This window comes from Klebsiella sp. JB_Kp004, assembly GCF_040065795.1.
Taxonomy (GTDB): Bacteria; Pseudomonadota; Gammaproteobacteria; order Enterobacterales; family Enterobacteriaceae; genus Klebsiella; species Klebsiella quasipneumoniae.
This window is the reverse complement of the sequence record NZ_JBEAKW010000036.1, coordinates 1-22,807: the sequence shown is the minus strand read 5'-3', so window position 1 is coordinate 22,807 and position 22,807 is coordinate 1. Positions and strand designations below refer to the sequence as shown.

At 59.6% G+C, this 22,807-nt stretch carries 23 protein-coding genes; 14 read left to right on the top strand and 9 right to left on the bottom strand.

Annotated features, from left to right (window positions below; all coding sequences use genetic code 11):
- Positions 1 to 67 precede the first annotated feature (67 nt).
- On the top strand, positions 68 to 1,048 hold the full coding sequence (gene ydcK / locus ABLX76_RS15845) for a YdcK family protein (RefSeq protein WP_241515877.1): 981 nt from the start codon (positions 68 to 70) through the stop codon (positions 1,046 to 1,048).
- Here the strand turns inward: ydcK and rimL are convergent.
- The 4 genes from rimL to ABLX76_RS15825 all read right to left on the bottom strand — a co-directional run bounded on the left by rimL (position 1,034) and on the right by ABLX76_RS15825 (position 6,523).
- Positions 1,034 to 1,612 carry a 50S ribosomal protein L7/L12-serine acetyltransferase gene (rimL, locus tag ABLX76_RS15840; RefSeq protein ID WP_032453097.1) on the bottom strand — a complete coding sequence of 193 codons (579 nt, stop codon included), beginning with the start codon at positions 1,610 to 1,612 and terminating at the stop codon, positions 1,034 to 1,036. The genes ydcK and rimL overlap by 15 nt on opposite strands.
- A 53-nt stretch (positions 1,613 to 1,665) precedes the next feature.
- Complete coding sequence (locus tag ABLX76_RS15835; RefSeq protein WP_048297636.1) at positions 1,666 to 3,321, bottom strand: glucan biosynthesis protein; 1,656 nt, start codon at positions 3,319 to 3,321, stop codon at positions 1,666 to 1,668.
- Between the two features lie 311 nt (positions 3,322 to 3,632).
- A complete protein-coding gene (locus ABLX76_RS15830) occupies positions 3,633 to 5,138 on the bottom strand; it encodes a carboxylesterase/lipase family protein (protein WP_023289910.1) in 1,506 nt (501 codons plus the stop codon).
- A gap of 41 nt (positions 5,139 to 5,179) precedes the next feature.
- The gene (locus tag ABLX76_RS15825) at positions 5,180 to 6,523 is read right to left on the bottom strand and encodes a VOC family protein (RefSeq protein WP_023289911.1); all 1,344 of its coding nucleotides are present in this window, start codon (positions 6,521 to 6,523) and stop codon (positions 5,180 to 5,182) included.
- Between the two features lie 239 nt (positions 6,524 to 6,762).
- Here ABLX76_RS15825 and pcaH point away from each other — a divergent pair, with 239 nt between their 5' ends.
- The 4 genes from pcaH to ABLX76_RS15805 all read left to right on the top strand — a co-directional run bounded on the left by pcaH (position 6,763) and on the right by ABLX76_RS15805 (position 11,871).
- Complete coding sequence (pcaH, locus tag ABLX76_RS15820) at positions 6,763 to 7,503, top strand: protocatechuate 3,4-dioxygenase subunit beta (RefSeq protein WP_004202816.1); 741 nt, start codon at positions 6,763 to 6,765, stop codon at positions 7,501 to 7,503.
- Positions 7,500 to 8,120 carry a protocatechuate 3,4-dioxygenase subunit alpha gene (gene pcaG, locus ABLX76_RS15815; protein ID WP_023289913.1) on the top strand — a complete coding sequence of 207 codons (621 nt, stop codon included), beginning with the start codon at positions 7,500 to 7,502 and terminating at the stop codon, positions 8,118 to 8,120. The genes pcaH and pcaG overlap by 4 nt, the downstream gene beginning before the upstream one ends.
- A gap of 177 nt (positions 8,121 to 8,297) precedes the next feature.
- On the top strand, positions 8,298 to 9,221 hold the full coding sequence (locus ABLX76_RS15810; RefSeq protein ID WP_023289914.1) for a LysR substrate-binding domain-containing protein: 924 nt from the start codon (positions 8,298 to 8,300) through the stop codon (positions 9,219 to 9,221).
- A gap of 277 nt (positions 9,222 to 9,498) precedes the next feature.
- The gene (locus ABLX76_RS15805; RefSeq protein WP_348874831.1) at positions 9,499 to 11,871 is read left to right on the top strand and encodes a membrane-bound PQQ-dependent dehydrogenase, glucose/quinate/shikimate family; all 2,373 of its coding nucleotides are present in this window, start codon (positions 9,499 to 9,501) and stop codon (positions 11,869 to 11,871) included.
- Positions 11,872 to 11,939: 68 nt separating this feature from the next.
- Here the strand turns inward: ABLX76_RS15805 and ABLX76_RS15800 are convergent, their stop codons facing one another.
- The 3 genes from ABLX76_RS15800 to cybB form a co-directional block, all read right to left on the bottom strand.
- Complete coding sequence (locus ABLX76_RS15800; protein WP_348874828.1) at positions 11,940 to 13,058, bottom strand: S-(hydroxymethyl)glutathione dehydrogenase/class III alcohol dehydrogenase; 1,119 nt, start codon at positions 13,056 to 13,058, stop codon at positions 11,940 to 11,942.
- Positions 13,059 to 13,082: 24 nt separating this feature from the next.
- Positions 13,083 to 13,358 carry a metal/formaldehyde-sensitive transcriptional repressor gene (locus ABLX76_RS15795; RefSeq protein WP_004202822.1) on the bottom strand — a complete coding sequence of 92 codons (276 nt, stop codon included), beginning with the start codon at positions 13,356 to 13,358 and terminating at the stop codon, positions 13,083 to 13,085.
- Between the two features lie 104 nt (positions 13,359 to 13,462).
- Positions 13,463 to 13,990 carry a cytochrome b561 gene (gene cybB / locus ABLX76_RS15790; protein WP_023289917.1) on the bottom strand — a complete coding sequence of 176 codons (528 nt, stop codon included), beginning with the start codon at positions 13,988 to 13,990 and terminating at the stop codon, positions 13,463 to 13,465.
- A gap of 244 nt (positions 13,991 to 14,234) precedes the next feature.
- Here cybB and ABLX76_RS15785 point away from each other — a divergent pair, with 244 nt between their 5' ends.
- Positions 14,235 to 14,603: a hypothetical protein gene (locus ABLX76_RS15785; RefSeq protein ID WP_004202826.1), complete on the top strand. Its 369-nt coding sequence runs from the start codon at positions 14,235 to 14,237 to the stop codon at positions 14,601 to 14,603.
- Positions 14,604 to 14,612: 9 nt separating this feature from the next.
- Here ABLX76_RS15785 and ABLX76_RS15780 read toward each other — a convergent pair whose 3' ends face one another.
- Positions 14,613 to 14,798, bottom strand: a complete 186-nt coding sequence (locus tag ABLX76_RS15780; protein ID WP_004202827.1) for a hypothetical protein — start codon at positions 14,796 to 14,798, stop codon at positions 14,613 to 14,615.
- Positions 14,799 to 15,019: 221 nt separating this feature from the next.
- Between ABLX76_RS15780 and add the strand changes: the two genes are divergently transcribed.
- Positions 15,020 to 16,021: an adenosine deaminase gene (gene add / locus ABLX76_RS15775; protein WP_004202835.1), complete on the top strand. Its 1,002-nt coding sequence runs from the start codon at positions 15,020 to 15,022 to the stop codon at positions 16,019 to 16,021.
- Between the two features lie 35 nt (positions 16,022 to 16,056).
- Here add and ABLX76_RS15770 read toward each other — a convergent pair whose 3' ends face one another.
- Complete coding sequence (locus ABLX76_RS15770) at positions 16,057 to 17,097, bottom strand: oxidoreductase (protein ID WP_101978552.1); 1,041 nt, start codon at positions 17,095 to 17,097, stop codon at positions 16,057 to 16,059.
- Positions 17,098 to 17,287: 190 nt separating this feature from the next.
- Between ABLX76_RS15770 and blr the strand changes: the two genes are divergently transcribed.
- From blr to rsxC, 7 genes are all read left to right on the top strand, one after another.
- Positions 17,288 to 17,425, top strand: a complete 138-nt coding sequence (gene blr / locus ABLX76_RS15765; RefSeq protein ID WP_012541534.1) for a division septum protein Blr — start codon at positions 17,288 to 17,290, stop codon at positions 17,423 to 17,425.
- Between the two features lie 115 nt (positions 17,426 to 17,540).
- Positions 17,541 to 18,911 carry a GH1 family beta-glucosidase gene (locus ABLX76_RS15760; RefSeq protein WP_048335888.1) on the top strand — a complete coding sequence of 457 codons (1,371 nt, stop codon included), beginning with the start codon at positions 17,541 to 17,543 and terminating at the stop codon, positions 18,909 to 18,911.
- Between the two features lie 215 nt (positions 18,912 to 19,126).
- Positions 19,127 to 19,342 carry a transcription modulator YdgT gene (ydgT, locus tag ABLX76_RS15755; protein WP_004202843.1) on the top strand — a complete coding sequence of 72 codons (216 nt, stop codon included), beginning with the start codon at positions 19,127 to 19,129 and terminating at the stop codon, positions 19,340 to 19,342.
- 75 nt (positions 19,343 to 19,417) lie between these two features.
- Entirely contained in the window at positions 19,418 to 19,858 is a 441-nt protein-coding gene (locus ABLX76_RS15750) for a DUF2569 domain-containing protein (RefSeq protein ID WP_348874824.1), read from the top strand.
- Between the two features lie 78 nt (positions 19,859 to 19,936).
- Complete coding sequence (rsxA, locus tag ABLX76_RS15745) at positions 19,937 to 20,518, top strand: electron transport complex subunit RsxA (RefSeq protein WP_002907658.1); 582 nt, start codon at positions 19,937 to 19,939, stop codon at positions 20,516 to 20,518.
- Complete coding sequence (gene rsxB, locus ABLX76_RS15740; protein WP_004202846.1) at positions 20,518 to 21,096, top strand: electron transport complex subunit RsxB; 579 nt, start codon at positions 20,518 to 20,520, stop codon at positions 21,094 to 21,096. The genes rsxA and rsxB overlap by 1 nt, the downstream gene beginning before the upstream one ends.
- Positions 21,089 to 22,807, top strand: a 1,719-nt coding sequence (gene rsxC / locus ABLX76_RS15735; protein ID WP_348874821.1) for an electron transport complex subunit RsxC, incomplete at its 3' end; no start/stop codon positions are given. The genes rsxB and rsxC, both read left to right, overlap by 8 nt.

Genomic DNA, 22,807 nt, shown 5'->3' with positions numbered 1-22,807 from the left:
ACCTTATCCCACGCGCTACGGCGATCTTTGCTATGTTTATGTTAACCATAAGTAATGAGGATCGGGAATGCGTAAATACCGTCTCAGCGAACAGACCCGGCAGTATTGTTACCAGGCAGAGGATGGCAAACAGTGCGTCATCCTGCGCCAGATCGTGGCGCTTATCGATTTCGCTGACGTCAAAGCGGGCAGCGAAGGCGGCTGGGTGGAGGAGGAAAGCGCTCTCAGCCAGCAGGGAGAGTGCTGGATCTACGATGCCAACAGCGTGGTCTTCGCCGGGGCGCGCATCCTCGACGATGCCCGACTCCATGGCCCCTGCGAGGTCAGCCATGGGGCTATCATCAGCGGACGGGCATCCATTCACGCCTCGCAGATCAGCCATCACGCGCAGATTGGTGACAACGTCACGATTAGCCTGAGTACGGTGCGCGGTGACTGTCGCCTCGCCGACGAGGCGCGTCTTCTGCCCCACTGTCAGGTGATTGCCGCCCGCGGGCTGACCGCCGACCGCGACAAAGTGCTGCAGATTTATCAGCGAGCCACCGTCAGCGCGTCGCGCATTCTCCATCAGGCGCAGATCTATGGCGAGGCCTACGTCGAGCACGCTTTTGTCGAACATCGGGCGGAAGTCTTTGACCACGCCAGGCTTGAGGGAAACGAGGAGAATGACGTTTGGGTGTGCGATAACGCGCGGATTTACGGGCATGCCCGTCTGATCGCGGGTCGCGGCGAGGATGCCATTCCCACTGTGCGCTACAGTTCCCAGGTTGCGGAGAATGCGGTGATTGAAGGTAACTGTCTGCTAAAGCACCGGGCGATGGTGGGCGGCGAGGCGCAGCTGCGCGGTGGACCGATTCTGCTTGACGACGACGTGCTGATCCAGGGTCGGGCTGTCATCGTCGGCGATGTGATCGTTGAGCACCAGGTCACGCTTGGGGACGAGGTGCAGATCGCCGCGCGGGAAGGAGAAGCCATTCGCCTGCGCGGCCCGAAGACCCTCGACGGCCAGCAGCAGATCACCCGAACGCCGCTGTTAGGCGCCCTGTAGCGCCTCGTCGCGGTCAATAATGCGGGCGTAGATATTCTGATCGTCATAGCTGCCGTTCAGATACTCGGCCTGCCGGAGACAGCCTTCCAGAACAAACCCGTTACGCAACGCCACCTGGTTGCTACGGGTATTCGCCACCCGACATTTGATTACAAACCGGCGCACCAGCCCGCTGCGTGCATAATAGTGGATAAAGGCCTGCAGGGAACGGGACAGATACCCCTGCCCCTGGCAATCTTCATCGATCCAATAGCCAATATAGGCCGTCTTATTCTGCGGCTCGATCTGGTTGAACGACAGAACGCCAATCGGCCGCTTATCGAGAAACAGCAAAAACATTTTGGCGTAATCCCGCTGGTGCAGCATCACGTTACCCTGTACATGGCGGCGGGTCTCCTCTTCGCTGCGCACCTCTCCGGCCCAGCTGAGCGACTGCTGTAGCCAGCGCTGGTTTTTCACCACCAGCTGGTGCAGGTCGCTGACGTAACGCTCATCAATGGCGGTAAGCGTCAGTCCCTCGGTCACCGGGATCGACTCAGGTACTGCTGGAATGTCTGTGGTCATGGGGCTCTCTACGGGCCCGCAGGTGGTGCCTGGGGGCCACGGCTGTCACGGGGTTATTTCATGATCCGGTCGTCGACGTAGTTACGTTTATCCGGCGCCGGCGGGAAGTACTGATAGAGCCAGGTTTCGCTGATGGCTTCTCCCTGACAGCGCAGGAACAGACGCATCTCCACCGGGTCGGTCGAGTCGGAGGTCGGATACCAGTCGAAGAGGATCCGGTAGCCATCGAACGGCTCGACGTAGAGGATCTCAATCTGCTTCGCTTCGCCGCTGGAGAGGGTGATCACCGGTTCAATACCGCGCGGCGCGGCCGCTTTCAGATCGCCGCCGACAAAGTCGATGGCAAAACGACGCGCCCACTTGTCCGGGTAGTGTTCCCCCGGCGCCCATCCCTCCGGGAAGCCCCCCATCCCGGTGCGGGTGGCGAGCACACGCGCCAGCGGGGTGCTCACCGGCGGCTGCGCGCTCCAGTAGAGACGGTAGCGGAAGTCCAGTTCGTCGCCCGCCTTCACCGTCTTTTCCGGCTGCCAGAAGCAGACGATGTTATCCAGCGTTTCACCGGTGGTCGGGATCTCCATCAGGCTGACCGCCCCTTTGCCCCACTGGTTACGCGGCTCCACCCACAGGCTGGGACGCTTGTTATACCAGCCCATCACGTCCTGGTAGTGGGAGAAATCGCGGTCCAGCTGCAGCAGACCAAAACCGCGCGGGTTCTTGTCCTGGAAGGCGTTGAACTGCAGCTTCTGCGGGTTGTTCAGCGGCCGGCAGACCCATTCGCCGTTGCCCAGCCACATCGACAGCCGATCGGAGTCGTGGATCTGCGGGTGGATGGTATCGCACATCCGACGCTCGTTGTTGCCGCAGCTGAACATGCTGGTCATCGGCGCGATACCCAGCTGTTTGATATCCTTGCGGGCGTAGAGATGGTTCTCCACGTCCATAATGACCTGGGTATCCTGGCAGTGGATGGTGAACTTGTAGGCGCCAGTGATGCTCGGGCTGTCCAGCAGAGCGTAAACGGTGAATACCGTGGCGTCTCCTTTGACCGTTTCGAACCAGAAAGAGGTGAAATCGGGGAACTCTTCCGGGGTATCGGTAAAGGTATCCACCGCCAGCCCACGGGCCGAGAGGCCATACTGGTAGGTGCTGTCTACCGCGCGGAAATAGCTGGCGCCGAGAAACGCCACGATATCCCGGCGCGCCAGCTCAGGCGCTTTAAATACCCGGAACCCGGCGAAGCCGAGGTCGGACTGGCCTTCCAGCTGGCGGGTATCCACCCCGGCGTCATTGTACTTGAACAGCTCCGGACGGAAGTGTATCTCGCGCGCCTGCTGGGTGGCGGCGTCTAAAGAGAACATGCGCACGCGGCGACGGAACCCCATCCCGACGTGGAAAAACTGGATATCCAGTTTGCGTTCTTCAATATTGTTCCACAGCGAGTGGTTGGCGTCATACTGGATGCTGTTATAAGCCTGCGGGGTGAGATTGGCCAGCGTCGGCGGCAGATCGCGCGGGGCGCCGCCCCACGGCTGGCGCGCCAGATCGTGAGCCATCGCCTGCAGCACGGCATAATCAAAACGGCGTGTCTGCCCGTCGGCAATGCCCGCGTCTTCAGCAAACGCGGCCTGACTGAATAAGGAAGCGACTCCTGACGTTCCGCATACGGCGGCAACAGCCATGGAAGATTTAAGAAAACGTCTGCGGTTCATGCCTGAGAAAGCGTCCTTCTGCACGGGTGAATTGATTCGCAACGCGTCATCACGCTGCGTGATAATTTCCGCCCACTCTAGACAAAAACGATTAATAATCCAATTGTTGCCCGCAGAAAAACGGTAAAAAAGCCCTGTCTACCAGAACAGGCTGTTTTTTCATCACCGGCGGAGGGAGAGCGCTATATCCAGCCCAGGGCCCGCCTGCAAACAAAGCGGACAGCACTCATCCCGTCTCATCGCCGGGGCGTTTCTTAGCCGCCCGCGGCCTGCAGCAGGGCCGCGCCCTGCTGAGCCGCGACCCATCCCCTTTATTCGAGGGTCACGTGATGCTTCATCACCCGGCGAAACAGCGCCAGCCGGGCGCGCATAAAGCGATTCTCCACTTTAAAGCCGGCACGCTTATGCAGGCCAATGCGCAGCAGACGATCCCGTCCGCGCACGCACGCCGGCCAGCGCACCGCGCCGGCAAGCACCTGCTCGCCGCTGGCGACGCGGGCAAACTGGGCCCAGTAGTCAGCGACCTGAGCGGCGAAGGCCAGATCCGCTTCACTGGCATACTGCCGCACCGGGTCGGTGAGCCGCAGGTTATCAAACACGTAGGGCACCTCGTTGCCGTGCCAGGCGCCGTGCGGATAGACATCATGCTCCGCTTCCGCCACATAATCGAACCAGTACCGCCAGCATGGCTGGCCCACGCGCTGCTGGGCCTGCATCACCACATAGCCGAGGGTGGTAAACGCCATATCCCGACAGACTTCCCGCCCCAGCGCTTCATCCCCCTTCACGCCGGGATAGAGGAGTTTGATCAGTCCCAGTCCCAGACGGCGCTCGCGGCGCAGCTTCTGGATCTGCCCGGCGATATCGACGCCAAACACCGCCATCACGCTGGCTTCATCGCTGTTGGATCCGATCATCACCGGCATCGGATGCTGGCGCCCGGCAAAAAAGGTCTCCAGCATCGGCTGCGGAAGCACCACATCGCCGGCGATGGGCGCTGGCCCGATATTCAGCGGGGCGGTTAGCGACCAGAAGGCCTCCGCCGGGATCGCCCGCAGTTGTTCAGCGCTGGCCTGCGGCAAGGCGAAGCGTTCCGCCAGCAGGCGGCCTTTCTCCAGCGCCTTTTCTCGCGGCAGGTCGGGTAAGGTATACCCGCTCTGAATAATCGCTTTATGGAACAATCCTTTCGCTTTCGGCGAGGCCATCAGCGACAGCACGCTGCGCGCCCCGGCGGATTCGCCAAACAGCGTAACGTTGGCGGCGTCGCCGCCGAAGGCGTGAATATTCTCCTGGACCCACTGCAGGGCGGCGATCTGGTCGAGCAGCGCGAAGTTATACAGACGCTCGCCCGCCTCTTCCTCCAGTGCCGGATGGGCGAAAAAGCCAAGATGGCCCAGTCGGTAGTTGACCGTCACCACCACCACGTCGCGGCTGGCCAGCGCCAGGCCATCGTAAGGCGGCAGGCTGCCGGCGCCGATGGTAAACCCGCCGCCGTGCAACCAGACCATCACCGGCAGCGGCTGCGCTGCGCTGGCGGGGGCCCAGACGTTGAGATAGAGACAGTCTTCGCTGAAGCGGCCGGGATCCCCGCCGCCAAGTTCGCGGCAGTAGTCAATGTCCTGCCAGCTGGCGGCGGAAAAGGCGTCGGCCTGACGCACGCCATGCCAGCGGGCGGGAGGCTGCGGCGCGCGCCAGCGCAGCGGCCCCACGGGCGGCGCGGCGTACGGAATGCCGCGCCAGATATGGATCCCCTGCTCTGCGCTCCCGGCCAGCGTGCCCTGCCGGGTTTTCGCCAACGGTTTCGACGGATGTTGCATAACCTGCTCCCTGTAAGGCTGATGCCAGCAGGGTACTGATTTTACAGAAGACCGCAACGTCGTTTGCTGCGCTCCTCCGCCTGCCGGTACAGTTCAAACTCATCCTGCACCGGGCAGCCCAGCGCCGCCTCAAAGGCTTCGCGGCTGGCATTCCCGTGGCTGCGCGCCTGGGTTTCGTTACCCAGATTGGACTGAAAAATGCCCGCCGCGCTGACCGGTAAAAAATCCTCATAGACGATGGGCTGGGCCACCACCCATCCGCGCTCGATCAGCGGCTGGGGATCGTCGCCCGGGCGAAACGCCTGGCGATGGGCCTCGCCAGCCGGCGTCAGGCGGTAGCGAAACCAGGCCAGCCCCTGCTGACGCAGCAGAAATTCGCTGTCGGGAAATTCGCGGAACACCTCCTGCAGATGCAGCTGGTGGCTGAGATTGTCTTTGCCGGTCCCTGCCGCCTGCAGCAGCCGGTCGTACAGCGCGCGCCCTTTCGGCGTCAGCGCCACGCCGCGCTGCTCAATTTCGCCAAAGCGGGCGCTGTGGGTGCCGCGGTGTTCGCCGGCGAACATCACCGGCTCCTCGAGCGCTTTGAAGCTGGTCTGCCGCAGGAGGATCGGTACCTCCCGGCGCGGCGGACCTTCGATCAGGGCCTTTGGCTCAATACCGCACTCCGGCATCAGGGCCTGCGCGCGGTCAATATCCAGCGTCCGCGGCGTGAGGTGGTTGATATGGCATCCCGGGAAGCAGACCACATCGGCAATCAGGCGATGCTCGCGATGCAGCGCATGGTAGGTCTCCTCATCGACGGTGGCATGCCGGTGCCAACGGAAGGTCTCCAGCGCCTCCTGCACAAACTCGCGAGCTTCCGCAGGGGTGAACGCCCCTTCGGCCTCGTGCCGGGCGATCAGCGCCAGGCAGCGGGGAGTGAATATGTTGCGCCGGGCGAGGATCGCCTCGGCCCGCTCGCGCAGAGCGCGGTTTTCGATCAGCTCCAGACGCAGCAGCGAGGTAAAAACCCGAAACGGATTGCGCGCCAGCGCGGCATCGTCGACAGGACGAAACGCCGTGGAGTGAACCGGCACGCCGGCCTGCGAGAGATCGTAATAGCTGACGGGATACATCCCCATAATGGCAAACATGCGACGCAGCGTCGCCAGTTCCTCCGCTGTGCCCACGCGGATCGCCCCGTGGCGCTCAACGTTCAGGCGCGCCAGCTCGTCGGCGTTGGCCAGTTGTTCATGCAGCTTCGGATTATTTTCCAGTACCGCCAGGTTGACGTCAGCCACCAGCTCCAGCAGCGTCCCGTACTGCGGAACTTCCTGCTGGTACATGGCCGACATGGCCTGCGAAAAGTGCTCCCGAATCTCATCAGCCGTGATGGTGTTCGCCATGATGTGTTACCTCCAGTGAATACTTCCTGGAGTGTAGGAAAGCTGCCTCCCGGCGGGGGGAAGAATTTACAAACTGTGATGGCGATAACCTGCTTCCGGTCACGGGCATAGCGCAGAACATAACCGATGGTTATGAAAAACACCCGGTAATTTCACTTTAAATTAACAATACATTTACACACACTGTTTCTGGCGACATTACAACAACATGCCCCTCTACCCTCTATACGGAGTACCCGATGAACGATAAATGGTCCCCGCGCGAGGTTATCCATCGCGATTACAGTAGTCACCCGCCCGCTTACGCCCCGGGCTATAAAACCAGCGTCCTGCGCTCCCCGAAAAACGCCCTGATCTCCCTGCAGAACTCGCTGTCGGAGATCACCGGCCCGGTGTTTAGCCGCGACGACCTGGGTCCGCTGGATAATGACCTTATCCTTAACTATGCCAAAGAAGGCCTGCCGATTGGCGAGCGGATCATTGTGCACGGCTACGTGCGGGATGGCTTCGGCCGACCGATGAAAAACACCCTGGTGGAAGTCTGGCAGGCCAATGCCGGCGGCCGCTATCGACATAAAAAAGATCAGTATCTGGCGCCGATTGACCCGAACTTCGGCGGCTGCGGCCGGGTGCTGACCGACGAGAACGGCTATTACTGTTTTCGCACCATCAAGCCCGGCCCCTACCCCTGGCGCAACCAGGCCAGCGACTGGCGTCCGGCGCATATTCATTTCTCGCTCTCGGGCGACGCCTGGGCCCAGCGCCTGATCACCCAGATGTATTTCGAAGGCGACCCGCTGATCAAGCAGTGCCCGATCGTCAGAACCATTAATAATGACGACGCCGTGCGCACCCTGATCGCCGAGCTGGACATGCACGCCGCCGTGCCGCTGGATTGTCTGGCCTACCGCTTCGACCTTGTTCTGCGCGGCCATCGCGCCACGCTGTTTGAAAATCGCACTCAGGGGGCCGCCCGATGAAAGAGTATCTGCCTGAAACCGCCTCGCAGACCGCGGGACCCTATGTTCATATTGGTCTGGCGCCGGACGCCGCGGGTTTCCATATTTTTGAGAAAAATTTTGGTCCGGTTCTCACCACCGCCGATACCGTCGGAGAACGGATCACCATTGAAGGCCGGGTTATCGACGGCTCCGGAACCCCAGTCCGCGATGTGCTGCTGGAGATCTGGCAGGCCAACGCCGCGGGACGCTATAACCATCCTGACGATCGTCAGCAGCAGAAAGCGGTCGACCCGGGATTTCGCGGCTGGGGACGCACCTGCTCTGACTTCACCTCCGGCGTCTGGCGCTTTGAAACCATCAAGCCCGGCGCGGTGGTTGGCCGCGATGGCCGTCTGATGGCGCCGCACGTCAATCTGTGGGTGGTGGCCCGGGGGATCAATATTGGCCTCAATACGCGGATGTATTTTGCCGATGAGCACGAGGCCAACGCCAGCGACCCGGTGCTGAATCTCATCGAGTGGGAGGTGAGACGCAAAACCTTAATCGCTGAGCGCGAAGTTCGCGGTGCGGAAGTGGTCTATCGTTTCGACATTTATCTGCAGGGCGAGAACGAAACCGTCTTTTTCGATATCTAGCGGCCATGCTGACCACCGCCGTCGCCCCGCACTGCCGGGGCGACGGCGTGTTAAACCATAGGGAAAGATCTTGTAATGTAATCAGCTCAAATGTTAAAAATATTTTGCTATCTGGTTATCAAATTTAAACAAGGCCGCTTGTCTCTTTCACCGCTGTGTTTTTAACATCATCTTACTATGGAAAAAAATGGTCTCTTCAGTCAGCGCATTCGCTTGCGCCATCTACACACCTTCGTGGCCGTCGCTCAACAGGGAACGCTGGGGCGCGCGGCTGAAACTTTAAATCTGAGCCAGCCAGCACTTTCAAAAACGCTTAACGAGCTTGAACAGCTGACCGGTACCCGTCTGTTTGAGCGGGGACGTCTGGGGGCGCAGCTGACCCTGGTCGGGGAACAGTTTCTGACTCATGCCGTGAAGGTGCTTGATGCCCTTAACTCGGCGGGCCAGGCGCTGAACCGTAAAGAGGGCCTGAATAACGATATTGTACGCATCGGCGCGCTGCCTACCGCCGCGCTGGGGATCCTGCCGACGGTGATCGGCCAGTTCCATAAGCAGCAAAAAGATATCACGCTGCAGGTCGCCACCATGAACAACACCATGCTGCTCGCCGGGTTAAAGTCCGGGGAGATCGACATCGGCATCGGACGGATGTCCGATCCGGAGCTGATGAGCGGCCTGCATTACGAACTGCTGTTCCTGGAATCCCTTAAGCTGGTGGTTCGTCCGGGACATCCCCTGCTGCAGGAGACGGTGACCCTCAGTCGGGTGATGGAGTGGCCGGTGGTGGTCTCGCCAAAGGGCACCGTGCCGCGGCAAAACGCCGAAGCGCTGCTCCAGAGCCAGGGGTGTAAAATGCCCGCCGGTTGCATCGAGACTCTGTCCGCTTCCCTGTCGCGCCAGCTAACGGTTGATTTTGACTATGTCTGGTTCGTCCCTTCCGGGGCGGTGAAAGACGATCTTCGCCGTGGCGTACTAACCGCCCTGCCGATTGCCACCCAGGGCGCCGGGGAGCCCATCGGCATTTTAACCCGCGTCGATGCGACGCTGACCCCCGGGACGCACACCCTGCTCAGCGCTATTCGTAAATCAATGCCTGCCTGATCCGCCGCTCCCCCGGCCCGTCGCGGCCGGGGAGCCGACGCCGACTGAGACACATTCAGCAAAATAATCATTTAGTGCGAAATTATTTATTAACATTTGCGCAAATTTCTTTAACAGATCTATCATATCGCGATTTCACCAAATGGTTCATATGAAATCAAAGCAGGCAATAAATTTGGCTTTATGAAGATAAAAACCACTTCATTCAAAAATAAAACAAAATAACTTTGTTTCATTTGGTTCGTAATGAGGTGGCTGGTGTGGTTAAGGAGATTTCATGACAACTGGCAACGCGCCGCGCGGATTCCCCCGGATCCTGCAGTGGCTTCTCGCCGGACTGATGCTGATCATCGGTCTGGCTATCGGTATTCTGGGGGCAAAACTGGCTCTCGTCGGCGGCACGCTGTACTTTGCGCTGATGGGCGTGGTGATGGTTATCGCGGCAGTGCTAATTTTCCGTCACCGCCGCGGCGGGATTTTGCTGTACGCCGTGGCGTTTATCGCCTCAGTGATCTGGGCGATCGGCGACGCTGGCTGGAACTTCTGGCCGCTCTTCTCGCGCCTGTTCGCCCTTGGCGTGCTGGCCTTTCTCGCCGCCCTGGTCTGGCCTTTCCTCGCCAGCCCGCCGGCGAAAAAAGGCCCGGCTTTTGCCATCGCCGCCGTGCTCGCCGTGGCGCTGGCGGGAAGCTTTGGCTGGATGTTTAAATCCGAACCGCTGGTCAGCGCCACGGAAGCGGTACCGGTGAAACCCGTCGCACCGGGCGAAGAGCAGAAAAACTGGGCGCACTGGGGCAACACCACCCACGGCGACCGCTTCGCCGCTCTCGATCAAATCAACAAGCACAACGTCAACCAGCTGCAGGTAGCCTGGGTGGCGCATACTGGGGATATTCCGCAGAGCAATGGCTCCGGCGCGGAAGATCAGAATACCCCGCTACAGATTGGCGATACCCTTTACGTCTGTACCCCATACAGCAAAGTGCTGGCGCTGGATGTCGACAGCGGCAAAGAGAAATGGCGCTATGACTCCAAATCCTCTTCGCCTAACTGGCAGCGCTGCCGCGGCTTAGGCTATTACGAAGATAGCCAGGCGCAGACGACGCCAGCGTCAGGCGCCCAGCCTGCCGCCTGCTCCCGTCGTCTGTTCCTGCCGACAATCGATGCCCGCCTGATCGCCATTGATGCCGACACCGGCAAACTGTGCGAGAGCTTCGGCGATCGCGGTATTGTCGACCTCAGCGTCGGAATGGGCGAAGTCAAAGCGGGCTACTATCAACAGACCTCTACCCCGCTGGTCGCGGGCAATGTGGTGGTGGTGGGCGGCCGCGTCGCGGATAACTACTCTACCGGCGAACCGCCGGGGGTGGTCCGCGCGTTTGACGTCCATACCGGTAAACTGGCCTGGGCGTGGGATCCGGGTAATTCGGCGCTGACCGGCGTACCGCCGGAGGGCCAGACCTATACGCGCGGCACGCCGAACGTCTGGTCGGCGATGTCTTACGACGCGAAGCTGAACCTGATCTATCTGCCGACCGGCAACGCTACGCCAGACTTCTTCGGCGGCGAACGAACCGCGCTGGACGACAAATACAGCTCCTCTATCGTCGCTGTGGATGCCGCGACCGGCCAGGTACGCTGGCACTTCCAGACCACCCACCACGACCTGTGGGACTTTGACCTGCCGTCTCAGCCGCTGCTGTACGATCTGCCTGACGGCAAGGGCGGCACCACCCCGGTGCTGGTGCAGACCAGCAAGCAGGGCATGATCTTTATGCTCAATCGCGAAACCGGCGAGCCGGTGGCGAAAGTGGAAGAGCGACCGGTGCCGGTGGGCAACGTCAAAGGCGAGCGCTACTCGCCGACGCAGCCTTACTCGGTGGGAATGCCGATGATCGGCAACCAGACGCTGACCGAGTCCGATATGTGGGGCGCGACGCCGATCGACCTGCTGCTGTGCCGTATCCAGTTCAAAGAGATGCGCCACCAGGGAGTCTTTACCCCGCCGGGGGAAGACCGCTCCCTGCAATTCCCGGGCTCGCTAGGCGGCATGAACTGGGGCAGCGTCTCGGTGGATCCCAACAACAGCCTGATGTTCGTTAACGATATGCGTCTCGGTCTCGCCAACTATATGGTGCCGCGCGAAAAGGTAGCGAAAGACGCCAGCGGCATTGAGATGGGCATCGTGCCGATGGAAGGCACGCCGTTTGGCGCCATGCGCGAACGTTTCCTGTCGCCGCTGGGCATTCCGTGCCAGAAACCGCCTTTCGGCACCATGTCCGCTGTGGATCTGAAAACCGGGAAACTGGTGTGGCAGGTGCCGGTAGGCACCGTAGAGGATACCGGGCCGCTGGGGATCCGCATGCATATGCCGATTCCGATCGGTATGCCGACCCTTGGCGCGTCGCTGGCGACGCAGTCCGGGCTGCTGTTCTTCGCCGGCACCCAGGATTTCTACCTGCGCGCCTTTGATACCGCTAACGGCAAGGAGATCTGGAAATCCCGTCTGCCGGTTGGCAGTCAGTCCGGCCCGATGACCTACGTGTCGCCGAAAACCGGTAAGCAGTACATCATTATCAATGCGGGCGGCGCCCGTCAGTCTCCGGATCGCGGCGATTACATTATCGCCTACGCGCTTCCTGACCATCACTGATTGACCTAAGCAAAAGGGCCCATTCGGGCCCTTTTTTGCTGCTGACGAAACGCCTTGCGCGTTAGCGATTACTGGTCGCCAAAGTGGATCACGGTGCGAATCGATTTGCCTTCATGCATCAGGCCAAAGGCCTCGTTAATTTGCGCCAGCGGCAGGCGATGAGTAATAAACGGGTCGAGGCGAATTTTACCCGCCATCGCGTCTTCTACCATTCCCGGCAGCTGGCTACGGCCTTTCACGCCGCCAAAGGCGGAGCCGCGCCACACCCGGCCAGTCACCAGCTGGAACGGACGGGTCTTGATCTCCTGCCCGGCGCCGGCCACGCCGATAATGACGCTCTCGCCCCAGCCTTTATGGCAGCATTCCAGCGCCGCGCGCATCACATTGACATTACCGATGCACTCGAAGCTGAAATCCACCCCGCCGTCGGTCAGCTCAACGATCACATCCTGAATGGGCCTATCGTAGTCGTTGGGGTTGATAAAGTCGGTAGCCCCCATCTCTTTCGCGAGAGTGAACTTATCCGGGTTAGTATCGACCGCCAGAATGCGCCCGGCTTGCGCCTGCACGGCGCCCTGGATCACCGCCAGGCCGATGCCGCCCAGGCCAAAGACCGCGACGGTATCCCCAGGCTTAACCTTCGCCGTGTTGTGCACCGCGCCGATGCCGGTGGTCACGCCGCAGCCCAGCAGACACACTTTATCCAGCGGCGCCTGCGGATTGACTTTCGCCAGCGAGATCTCAGCGCAGACCGTGTATTCGCTGAAGGTGCTGGTGCCCATGTAGTGATAAATCGGTTCGCCGTTATACGAGAAACGGGTGGTGCCGTCCGGCATCAGCCCTTTGCCCTGGGTGGCGCGCACCGCCTGACAGAGATTGGTTTTACCCGACTTACAGAACTTGCACTCGCCGCATTCGGCGGTATACAGCGGGATGACATGATCGCCCGGCTTAAGACTGGTGACGCCCTCGCCCACTTCCACGACCACGCCGCCGCCTTCATGGCCCAGCACCGCCGGGAAGACGCCTTCGGGATCGTCGCCGGAAAGGGTGAAGGCATCGGTATGGCACACGCCGGTATGGGTGATTTTCACCAGAACTTCGCCTTTTTTCGGCGGCGCGACGTCAATCTCTACGATTTTTAACGGCTGACCGGGGCCAAAGGCCACTGCTGCGCGTGATTTCATAACTGTCTCTTCCTCGTCGTGATGTTATTTTAAATAAGATCGTAGCAGATGACCGACCTCTGCCATTCTCGCGGCCCGCTGGTCCGGGGTGGTGTCGCCGCTGACCAGCTCGTCCTGCAGGTGGATCTCCACCATTTCGCCCATCAGACCGTTTGCCGCCCCGCGAATCGAGGCGATCTGCTGCAGGATAGTCATACAGGGTTCACCGGACTCCAGCGCGCGTTCAAGGGCTTCAACCTGGCCGCGGATGCGGCGTACGCGGCTGAGGGCCCGTTTTTTATCTTCAGGTGAATGTGGCACGATAACGCCTCCGTATCATATAGGGGGGTATACTATATTTTATTAGCCGCAAAGGCAAAAAAAACCCCGTCGCGGGACGGGGTCTGAATGTTGAAGCGAGTGATTCAGCGCTTACGGGGCATCATTCGCAGCAGGGTATTATCTTTCCACCAGTAATGATGGAGCAGCGCGGCAAAGGCATGCAGGCCAATCACGAAGTAACCGGCATTCGCTAACCATTCATGGATCGCTTTCAGGGTGTCCACCCGCTCAAAATCGCTCTGCGGGGCATACGGCATCGTCAGGCCAAAGGCGTACCAGGGATTCCCGCGCCAGTACATCATCACCATACCGATCAGCGGCAGGGCAATAAACAGCAGATAGATAACCAGATGGCCGAGATGGGCGAAACCGGTCATCATTGGCGACGGCTTCGGCACGATCGGCGGCGTCGGCGTTTTCAGCCGCACCAGCAGACGCGCCGCCATCAGCACGCAAATGGCGATCCCGCAGGAAACATGAATCATATTAATCAGCGGCCGATCGCTGCGGGGAAAAAAACCGCGCAGCTCCATCGCCGCATAGGCCACCACCACCAGCAAGAAGACCAGCCAGTGGATGCCAATCTGCAGGCCGGAATATTTATCGCGCATGGAATATCCTTAATGGAAAGTGTGATGCTGCCAACATAGCGGCCTTCCCTTAAATTTTCATTAACCTTTACGTTGAATTAACAAATGATTACCGCATTGTGCCGAGCCGCTGCGCCCGGGCCACGCGAACGGGCGCCGGATACCATGAGCTATTACAAAATTAAACAGTTTTGTTACCTGCCGCCGCGCTCTCCCCTCTATAGTTGAGAACATCTGTCGGCCACGCTGCGTATGGAGATAAAAAATGAAGAAAATTAGCTTACCGCTATTGCTGCTGACCGCGTTGGCCAGCCCGACTTTCGCCGCGGACTGTCAGCCTAACGGCATCGGCGGCTCATTTTGCATTAACGATGACGGGACCACCACCGACACGGTGCCGAATGAAGTCAACGGTATGGATACGTATTCGAACAATGGCGGGTATAGCAGTTCTCTGCCCGACCAGTCGGGGGCAGAGGAAGCGCTTGAAGGGTCAACGCTGTCGACGCAGCAGGACAGCGTCGCCAGCAGCGGTCAGGGAGACAGCGCCCTGGCGGGGCGCGACTGGCATTCGCCGTCCAATCTGAATGATGGCGCCGCCACCTCCAGTATGAGCCTGCTGGATAAACCCTGAGGCCTGGCCTCAGGCAAAGCTCCAGCCTGCGGCGCCGATGGCGACGGCGAACAGCAGGCAGGCCAGCGCCGTTTTGCGTAACAGCATGGTATAGAAGGAGATGGCGACGCCAACGAATACCACCAACAGAATGGGCCACATGCTTAATAACAACAGCAGAAAACCCTCAATATTATTATGGATTACGCTTTCCACATCCGCATCCCTGCCTCATCGTCGATAAAGTAAGCAGAATTTAATATGTAACATGAATACATTCAAATAAAATATAAATGTAAATGATTATGCGCCGCATTCTGCTGCGCCGGCCGGGCCTGGCGCAGGCGTTTGTTTCTTTTGCCTTTTTTCAATCGTTTTAAAGCGTTAGGTATCTGTTGTATAATGACGTGCACTTTAACTAAAAAAAGAGTGCGACCATGATTGATTCCTCATTGCCATTAACCGACATTCACCGCCACCTTGACGGTAACATCCGGGCCCAAACCATCCTCGATCTTGGCCGCGAGTTTAACATCACCCTTCCCGCTACCACCCTTGACACGCTGCGTCCCCACGTCCAGGTCACCAGCCTGGAGCCCGATCTGGTCAGTTTTCTCGCCAAGCTCGACTGGGGGGTGAAAGTCCTGGCCTCGCTGGAAGCCTGCCGTCGCGTGGCGTATGAGAACGTCGAAGACGCGGCGCGCAATGGCCTGCACTACGTGGAGCTGCGCTTCTCCCCCCGCTATATGGCGATGACCCACCAGCTGCCGGTCGACGGCGTGGTAGAGGCAGTGATCGCCGGGGTACGTGAGGGGTGCCGCGATTTCCAGGTCGATGCCCGCCTGATCGGCATTTTAAGCCGCACCTTTGGCGAAGCGGCCTGCCAGGAAGAGCTGGCGGCCCTGCTCGCCCACCGCGATGGCATCACCGCCCTCGACCTCGCTGGCGATGAGCTGGGATTCCCGGGGGCGCTGTTCCTCAGTCATTTTAACCAGGCCCGCGATGCCGGGTGGCATATCACTGTCCACGCTGGCGAAGCGGCCGGCCCGGAAAGTATCTGGCAGGCCATCCGTGAACTGGGCGCCGAGCGCATCGGCCATGGGGTAAAAGCGGTACAGGATCCCGCCCTGATGGACTATCTGGCCGAGCACCGCATCGGGATTGAGTCCTGCCTCACCTCGAACGTGCAAACCAGCACCGTGCCCTCTCTGGCCCAGCATCCGCTGAAGCAGTTCCTTGAGCACGGCGTGCTGGCGAGCCTCAACACTGACGATCCGGCGGTCCAGGGGGTCGACATTATCCACGAATACACCGTGGCGGCGCCGGCGGCGGGGCTGAGCCGGGAGCAGATCCGCCAGGCGCAGATCAACGGACTGACTCAGGCGTTTCTCAGCGAACAGGAAAAAGCCGCGCTCATTCAGCGGGTGGCCAAAGGCTGATTACCGGCCCGGCAGCCGCGCTGCCGGGCTATTTTTCACACCAGGCTGAGCGTGGCGCGGTGCCGGGCCGACTCAATACCGAGCTCAATCAGGGTCATGATCTGAATCGCCTCGCTGGCCGGGACCGGATTTTCTCCCACTCCGTTGAGCGCATCGCGGATAGCGGCATAGTAAGCGGGATAATTGCCCGGCAGCGTCAGCCACGTCTCCTCGCTGCGTTCGTCGCCTTCGACGCGAGTGAGAGTACCGTCACGCATATCATACCCCCAGTCCTCCTGCGGCAAACGTTCGCCATTTTTCAACCGCTCTTCCTGCGGGTCGAGACCGTACTTGATATAGCTGGCCCGCGAGCCGTGGACGATAAAGCGCGCGCTCTCCGCGGCGGCGAGCAATGTGCCGTGCAGCACCACCCGCCGCTGGGGATAGGCCAGCACCGCGTGAAAATAGTCGGTGGATTGCGCGCCGGGCCGAAGCTGAGCGAGATCGACCGTGATGCTCACCGGCAGACCAAACAGCGCCACCGCCTGGTCGAGCAGATGCGGTCCAAGATCATACCAAATACCGCTCCCGGGGCCCGCCTGCTCCCGCCAGCGCTGGCGCACCTGCGGCCGGAAACGGTCGAAATGTGATTCGAAGTAACACACCTCTCCCAGCTGGCCTTCGTTGATCAACGTTCTGACCGTTAAGAAATCACTGTCCCAGCGCCGGTTGTGAAATACCGACAGCACCCGACCACAGTGCTTCGCCAGGCTCTCCAGCTCGCGAGCCTGTGACAGTGTCACGGTAAAGGGTTTATCCACCACCACGTGCTTCCCGGCCTCCAGCGCCGCTTTCGCCAGTGGGAAGTGCGTGTCGTTCGGCGTGGCGATGACCACCAGATCGATCTCCGGGTCGTCCAGCAATTCACTCGCCGCACTGACCACCTTCACGCCAGGCCAGTCGGCATGAACTTTGGCCGCGTCGCTGCTGGAGACCGTCGTCAGCGCCAGGCCAGACGTGCCGCTGATTAACGGCGCATGAAACGTTTTGCTGGCGTAGCCATAGCCCACCAGCCCCACCCGGATCGCATCACTCATGTTACCGCCTCGTTTATTCAGCTGATGTCAATATCTGGTTAATGAGAATATTCTTACAAACCGCGACTCAAACTTATCATTTTTCCACGTAAGGTTTTACCGCATGCGTGCAAAATCAGACAGATACCCCTTGTGATCTGCTGACCATGGAGTAACATTTCCCACTGTGTTCAAAGGATATTGAAGTGTTATGACGACTGTTTTTACCCGTATTGTAGAACTTATTGGCTGGATTGTTTTTGGGATTTCCGCACTGCTTTTGGTTATCGCGCACCATATTGATAATTACCAGTCGCCACCGCCAGCGGATGTGGTGCAGACAAAGTAGCGCCGCCGTGAAACAGTGACCTGCTTCGCAACTGTGCAACCGGTTTCAGAAACCGGTTGCACAACTCTCCTTGCTTTGATTACACTCCCTCTATCATCAGACTGGGAGCTTTATCATGGCCGCTTTTCCGCAACATTTTTTATGGGGTGCCGCTACCGCAGCGTATCAGGTCGAAGGTGGGCACGACGCTGACGGTAAAGGACCGTCAATCTGGGATATTTACTCTCACCTGCCGGGAACCACCTTTGAAGGGACCACCGGCGATATCGCTGTCGATCACTATCACCGTTTTCGCGAAGACGTGGCGTTGATGGCCGAGATGGGTCTGCAGAGCTATCGCTTTTCCATCTCCTGGCCCCGCCTGCTGCCCACCGGGCGCGGCGAGGTTAATGAAGCAGGCGTACAGTTTTATAGCGATCTGATCGATGAACTGCTGGCGCATAATATTGAGCCGATGATCACCCTCTATCACTGGGACCTGCCGCAGGCCCTGCAGGATGAGGGCGGCTGGGAAGCACGCAGCACCGCCGAGGCCTTCGCCGAGTACGCCCGCCTGTGCTACGCGCGCTTTGGTTCGCGGGTGAAGCTGTGGGCGACCTTTAACGAGACCATTGTCTTCATCGGCCACGGCTACATTAACGGCCTGCATCCCCCGGCCGTTCGCGATCCGGCGCGCGCCATCCAGGCCTGTCATCACGTATTTATCGCCCATGCGCTGGCGGTGAAGGCTTTTCGCGAGATGGCCGTGGCGGGCGAGATTGGTTTCGTCAATGTGCTGCAGCCGCATACCCCACTCACCGACAGCGAGGCAGACCGGCAGGCTACCGACCTGGCTGACGCCATCCATACCCACTGGCTGTACGATCCTGTGCTAAAAGGCGCCTATCCTGCTGCCCTGCTGGCGCAGACTCAAGCGCTGTGGGGCGTACCGCGCTTTGCTCCAGGGGACGACGCGCTGCTGCGAGACAACCGCTGTGACTTTATCGGTCTGAATTACTATCGTCGGGAAACGGTATCCGCCCAGCCGCCCGAAATCCCCACCGGCGGCGAGCCTGGCGTGGAGGGGTTATTCTATTTCGTGCGTAATCCGCAAAGCACCTATACCGAATGGGGCTGGGAGATCTGGCCGCAGGGGCTGACCGACGGCATTATGATGATCAAGGCGCGCTATGGCGATATCCCGATCTATATCACCGAGAATGGCCTTGGGGCGAAAGACCCGATTATTGCCGGTGAGGTGGTCGACGATCCGCGAATCGACTATCTGAGCAGCCATATTGGCGCCCTGGAAAAGGCGCTGGCGCAGGGAGCGGACGTCCGCGGCTATTATCCCTGGTCGTTTATCGATTTGCTGAGCTGGCTCAACGGTTATCAAAAGCAATATGGCTTTGTCTATGTGGACCACCAGCAAAATCTGGCACGCAAACGAAAGAAGAGTTTTTATTGGTACAAATCTGTTATTGCCAGCCGCGGCGAACAGCGTTAATCTTCTCCTGCGGGCGCCATTCGGCGCCCGGTCTGATTTAGAATATTCTTAAACATCTCCCTGCTCTTCAAGGTTGGCTTTGCTCCTTGTCATGGGTTTTTATAACCTGAATCATGCCACGCGGACCCGGCAGAAGGCGCCGTTGGTTGAGAGTAGGTTTAGTGAATGCTGATAATATTCAACGTAATTATTCCGATTATAAAATGGATACGAAAATGACCGTTCTGGACTATTTATTAAAATTCCGCAAAATCAGTTCGCTGGAAAGTCTTGAAAAACTATTTGATCACCTTAACTACTCCCTGACTGACACCGAAGAGATCGTTAATATGTATCGCGCCGCCGACCATCGCCGGGCAGAGCTGGTTTCCGGTGGTAAATTGTTCGATGTGGGCCAGGTGCCTAAATCCGTTTGGCGATTCGTGCAGTAAGACTGTCATCCTTCACGCCAGTTGCTTATACTTCCCGGCCTGCTTTTATATACTGGCGTTGAATAGGGGAGAAACATGACGTCTCAATCTGCGGAGCGCATCGGCGGCTGGCTGTTGGCACCGCTGGCCTGGTTGCTGTTGGCGCTGTTGAGCGCCTCGTTATCGCTGCTATTTTTTGCCAATGCCCTCATGTCGTCGCAGACCTGGGCCTTGCTGCGCGCCATGAGCACCGGACACATGGCGCTGTGGGTCGCCTCGCTGTTGTTTGCCATCGCCATGTGGTTTTATACGCTCTGGCTGACCATCGCCTTTTTCAAGCGGCGCTCGCTGGTGCCGAAACACTATATTGTCTGGCTGCTCATTACGCTGCTGCTGGCGATAAAGGCGTTTGCCTTCTCCCCCGTTTCGGATGCCCTTGCTCTGCGTCAGCTACTGTTTCCGCTGCTGGCCGCCGCGCTGCTGGCGCCCTATTTTCGCCGTTCACAGCGGGTCAAACGGACCTTTGTTAATCCGTAAAAACCCCACACTTACCCTGTTGTCGCCGGTATCGTTTTATTCGATAATAAGCGGCTTTTTTTCGTTTCAGGTCGCATGATGGCTGATTATTTACTGCTCTTTATCGGTACTGTCCTTGTCAATAACTTCGTTTTAGTGAAGTTCCTTGGCCTGTGCCCGTTTATGGGTGTTTCCAAAAAGCTGGAAACCGCAATGGGAATGGGGCTCGCGACCACCTTCGTGATGACCCTGGCCTCTATTTGCGCCTGGCTGATTGATACCTGGATCCTTATCCCGCTAAATCTGGTTTATTTACGTACCCTGGCCTTTATTCTGGTTATCGCCGTGGTGGTTCAGTTCACTGAGATGGTGGTGCGTAAAACCAGCCCGGCGCTTTATCGCCTGCTGGGGATCTTTTTGCCACTGATCACCACCAACTGCGCGGTGCTTGGGGTGGCGCTGCTGAACATCAATCTGGGCCACAATTTCCTGCAGTCGGCGCTGTACGGTTTTGCCGCCGCCGTCGGCTTCTCGCTGGTGATGGTGCTGTTCGCGGCGATCCGCGAGCGTCTGGTGGTGGCCGATGTCCCCGCGCCGTTCCGCGGTAATGCCATCGCGCTGATTACCGCCGGTTTAATGTCTCTGGCCTTTATGGGCTTTAGTGGTTTGGTGAAGTTGTAATGAGCGCAGTCTGGATAGCCGTGATCGCCATCAGCCTGTTAGGGCTGATTTTCGGCTTAATACTGGGGTATGCGTCGCGCCGTTTCGCGGTGCAGGACGACCCGGTGGTGGAAAAAATTGATGAACTGTTGCCGCAGAGCCAGTGTGGGCAGTGCGGCTACCCTGGCTGCCGCCCCTATGCGGAAGCGGTGGGCGTGCAGGGTGAGAAAATTAACCGCTGCGCGCCGGGTGGCGAAGCGGTGATGTTAAAAATCGCCGCCCTGCTCAACGTCGACCCGCAGCCCGTCGATGGCGACGAGCAGGCAGCCGAGCCGGCCCGCATGCTCGCCGTGATTGACGAGCCGAACTGCATCGGCTGCACCAAATGTATTCAGGCGTGTCCGGTGGATGCCATTGTCGGGGCGACCCGCGCCATGCATACCGTGATGAGCGACCTGTGCACCGGCTGCAACCTGTGTGTTGCCCCCTGCCCGACCCAGTGCATTTCACTCGTTCCGGTGGCGACGACCCCGGAAACCTGGAAATGGGATCTGCATACGATCCCGGTGCGAAATATTCCTGTGGAACAACATGTTTAAGCTATTTTCCGCTTTCCGAAAAGACAAAGTCTGGGATTTTAACGGCGGTATTCACCCGCCGGAGATGAAAACCCAGTCAAACGGCACCCCGCTGCGCCAGGTTTCCCTGCCGCAGCGCTTTGTGATTCCGCTGAAGCAGCATATCGGCGCCGAAGGCGAACTGTGCGTCAAGGTCGGCGACCGGGTGCTGCGCGGCCAGCCGCTGACCCGCGGTTGGGGAAGAATGCTGCCGGTTCACGCTCCCACCTCCGGCACCGTTGCCGCTATCGCCCCGCACACCACTGCCCATCCGTCCGCGCTGGCGGAGATGAGCGTGATCATTGACGCCGACGGCGAAGACCGCTGGATCGAACGCGACGGCTGGAGCGACTATCAGACCCGCACCCGTGAAGCGCTGATTGAGCGCATCCACCAGTTTGGCGTTGCCGGCCTCGGCGGCGCGGGCTTCCCCACCGGCAGTAAACTGCGCGGCGGCGGCGATAAAATTAAAACGCTGATCATTAACGCCGCCGAGTGCGAACCCTATATCACGGCGGACGACCGTCTGATGCAGGACTGCGCGGCGCAGATTGTCGAAGGGATCCGCATCCTTGCCCATATTCTGCAGCCTGACGAGGTGCTGATCGGCATTGAAGACAATAAGCCGCAGGCCATCTCGATGCTGCGGGCGGTGCTTTGCGACGCCCATGGCATTTCGCTGCGCGTGATCCCCACCAAATACCCCTCCGGCGGCGCCAAGCAGCTCACCCAAATTCTCACCGGCAAACAGGTACCCCACGGTGGTCGTTCTTCGGACATTGGCGTGCTGATGCAGAACGTCGGTACAGCCTATGCGGTGAAACGCGCAGTGATTGACGGAGAGCCGTTAACCGAGCGCGTGGTCACCCTCACCGGCGAGGCGGTAACCCGGCCGGGCAACGTCTGGGCGCGCCTTGGCACGCCGGTGCGCCATCTGCTTAACGACGCCGGATTCTGCGCCAGCGCCGAGCCGATGGTGATCATGGGCGGGCCGCTGATGGGCTTTACCCTGCCGGGGCTCGACGTCCCGGTGGTGAAGATCACCAACTGTCTGTTAGCGCCCTCCGCCAGCGAGATGGGCGAGCCGCCGGAAGAGAAAGGCTGCATTCGCTGCAGCGCCTGCGCCGACGCCTGCCCGGCCGATCTGCTGCCGCAGCAGCTTTACTGGTTCAGCAAAGGCCAGCAGCACGATAAAGCCACCGCCCACAATCTGGCGGACTGCATCGAATGCGGCGCGTGCGCGTGGGTATGCCCAAGCAATATTCCGCTGGTGCAGTACTTCCGTCAGGAGAAAGCCGAGATCGCGGCGATTCGTCAGGAAGAGCAGCGCGCTGCTGAAGCCAAAGCGCGATTCGAGGCCCGACAGGCGCGCCTGGAGCGTGAGAAAGCGGCCCGCGCCGAGCGGCATAAAAAAGCCGCCGTCCAGCCTGCCGCCAAAGATCAGGATGCGATTAACGCCGCCCTGGCCCGGGTACGTGATAAACAGCGCGACGCCGCGCAGCCTATCGTGATTCAGGCCGGCGCCAGACCAGACAACAGCGAGGCGATCGCCGCCCGCGAAGCGCGGAAGGCCGAAGCCCGGGCGCGTAAAGCGCAGCAGCAGGCCGCGCCGGCGGAAACTCCGGCGGCCGAGCCGGCCGACCCGCGTAAAGCCGCGGTGGAAGCCGCCATCGCCCGCGCCAAAGCGCGCAAA

What these genes read in the sequence shown, in the direction of transcription:
- ABLX76_RS15770 (WP_101978552.1), bottom strand. Translation starts at nt 17,097, where the DNA reads ATGAGTGATGCGATCCGGGTGGGGCTGGTGGGCTATGGCTACGCCAGC.
- add (WP_004202835.1), top strand. Translation starts at nt 15,020, where the DNA reads ATGATTGATTCCTCATTGCCATTAACCGACATTCACCGCCACCTTGAC.
- ABLX76_RS15805 (WP_348874831.1), top strand. Translation starts at nt 9,499, where the DNA reads ATGACAACTGGCAACGCGCCGCGCGGATTCCCCCGGATCCTGCAGTGG.
- ABLX76_RS15785 (WP_004202826.1), top strand. Translation starts at nt 14,235, where the DNA reads ATGAAGAAAATTAGCTTACCGCTATTGCTGCTGACCGCGTTGGCCAGC.
- ABLX76_RS15825 (WP_023289911.1), bottom strand. Translation starts at nt 6,523, where the DNA reads ATGGCGAACACCATCACGGCTGATGAGATTCGGGAGCACTTTTCGCAG.
- ABLX76_RS15750 (WP_348874824.1), top strand. Translation starts at nt 19,418, where the DNA reads ATGACGTCTCAATCTGCGGAGCGCATCGGCGGCTGGCTGTTGGCACCG.
- pcaG (WP_023289913.1), top strand. Translation starts at nt 7,500, where the DNA reads ATGAAAGAGTATCTGCCTGAAACCGCCTCGCAGACCGCGGGACCCTAT.
- rsxA (WP_002907658.1), top strand. Translation starts at nt 19,937, where the DNA reads ATGGCTGATTATTTACTGCTCTTTATCGGTACTGTCCTTGTCAATAAC.
- ydgT (WP_004202843.1), top strand. Translation starts at nt 19,127, where the DNA reads ATGACCGTTCTGGACTATTTATTAAAATTCCGCAAAATCAGTTCGCTG.
- blr (WP_012541534.1), top strand. Translation starts at nt 17,288, where the DNA reads ATGACGACTGTTTTTACCCGTATTGTAGAACTTATTGGCTGGATTGTT.
- ABLX76_RS15835 (WP_048297636.1), bottom strand. Translation starts at nt 3,321, where the DNA reads ATGAACCGCAGACGTTTTCTTAAATCTTCCATGGCTGTTGCCGCCGTA.
- rsxB (WP_004202846.1), top strand. Translation starts at nt 20,518, where the DNA reads ATGAGCGCAGTCTGGATAGCCGTGATCGCCATCAGCCTGTTAGGGCTG.
- ydcK (WP_241515877.1), top strand. Translation starts at nt 68, where the DNA reads ATGCGTAAATACCGTCTCAGCGAACAGACCCGGCAGTATTGTTACCAG.
- ABLX76_RS15760 (WP_048335888.1), top strand. Translation starts at nt 17,541, where the DNA reads ATGGCCGCTTTTCCGCAACATTTTTTATGGGGTGCCGCTACCGCAGCG.
- cybB (WP_023289917.1), bottom strand. Translation starts at nt 13,990, where the DNA reads ATGCGCGATAAATATTCCGGCCTGCAGATTGGCATCCACTGGCTGGTC.
- ABLX76_RS15800 (WP_348874828.1), bottom strand. Translation starts at nt 13,058, where the DNA reads ATGAAATCACGCGCAGCAGTGGCCTTTGGCCCCGGTCAGCCGTTAAAA.
- ABLX76_RS15810 (WP_023289914.1), top strand. Translation starts at nt 8,298, where the DNA reads ATGGAAAAAAATGGTCTCTTCAGTCAGCGCATTCGCTTGCGCCATCTA.
- rimL (WP_032453097.1), bottom strand. Translation starts at nt 1,612, where the DNA reads ATGACCACAGACATTCCAGCAGTACCTGAGTCGATCCCGGTGACCGAG.
- ABLX76_RS15830 (WP_023289910.1), bottom strand. Translation starts at nt 5,138, where the DNA reads ATGCAACATCCGTCGAAACCGTTGGCGAAAACCCGGCAGGGCACGCTG.
- pcaH (WP_004202816.1), top strand. Translation starts at nt 6,763, where the DNA reads ATGAACGATAAATGGTCCCCGCGCGAGGTTATCCATCGCGATTACAGT.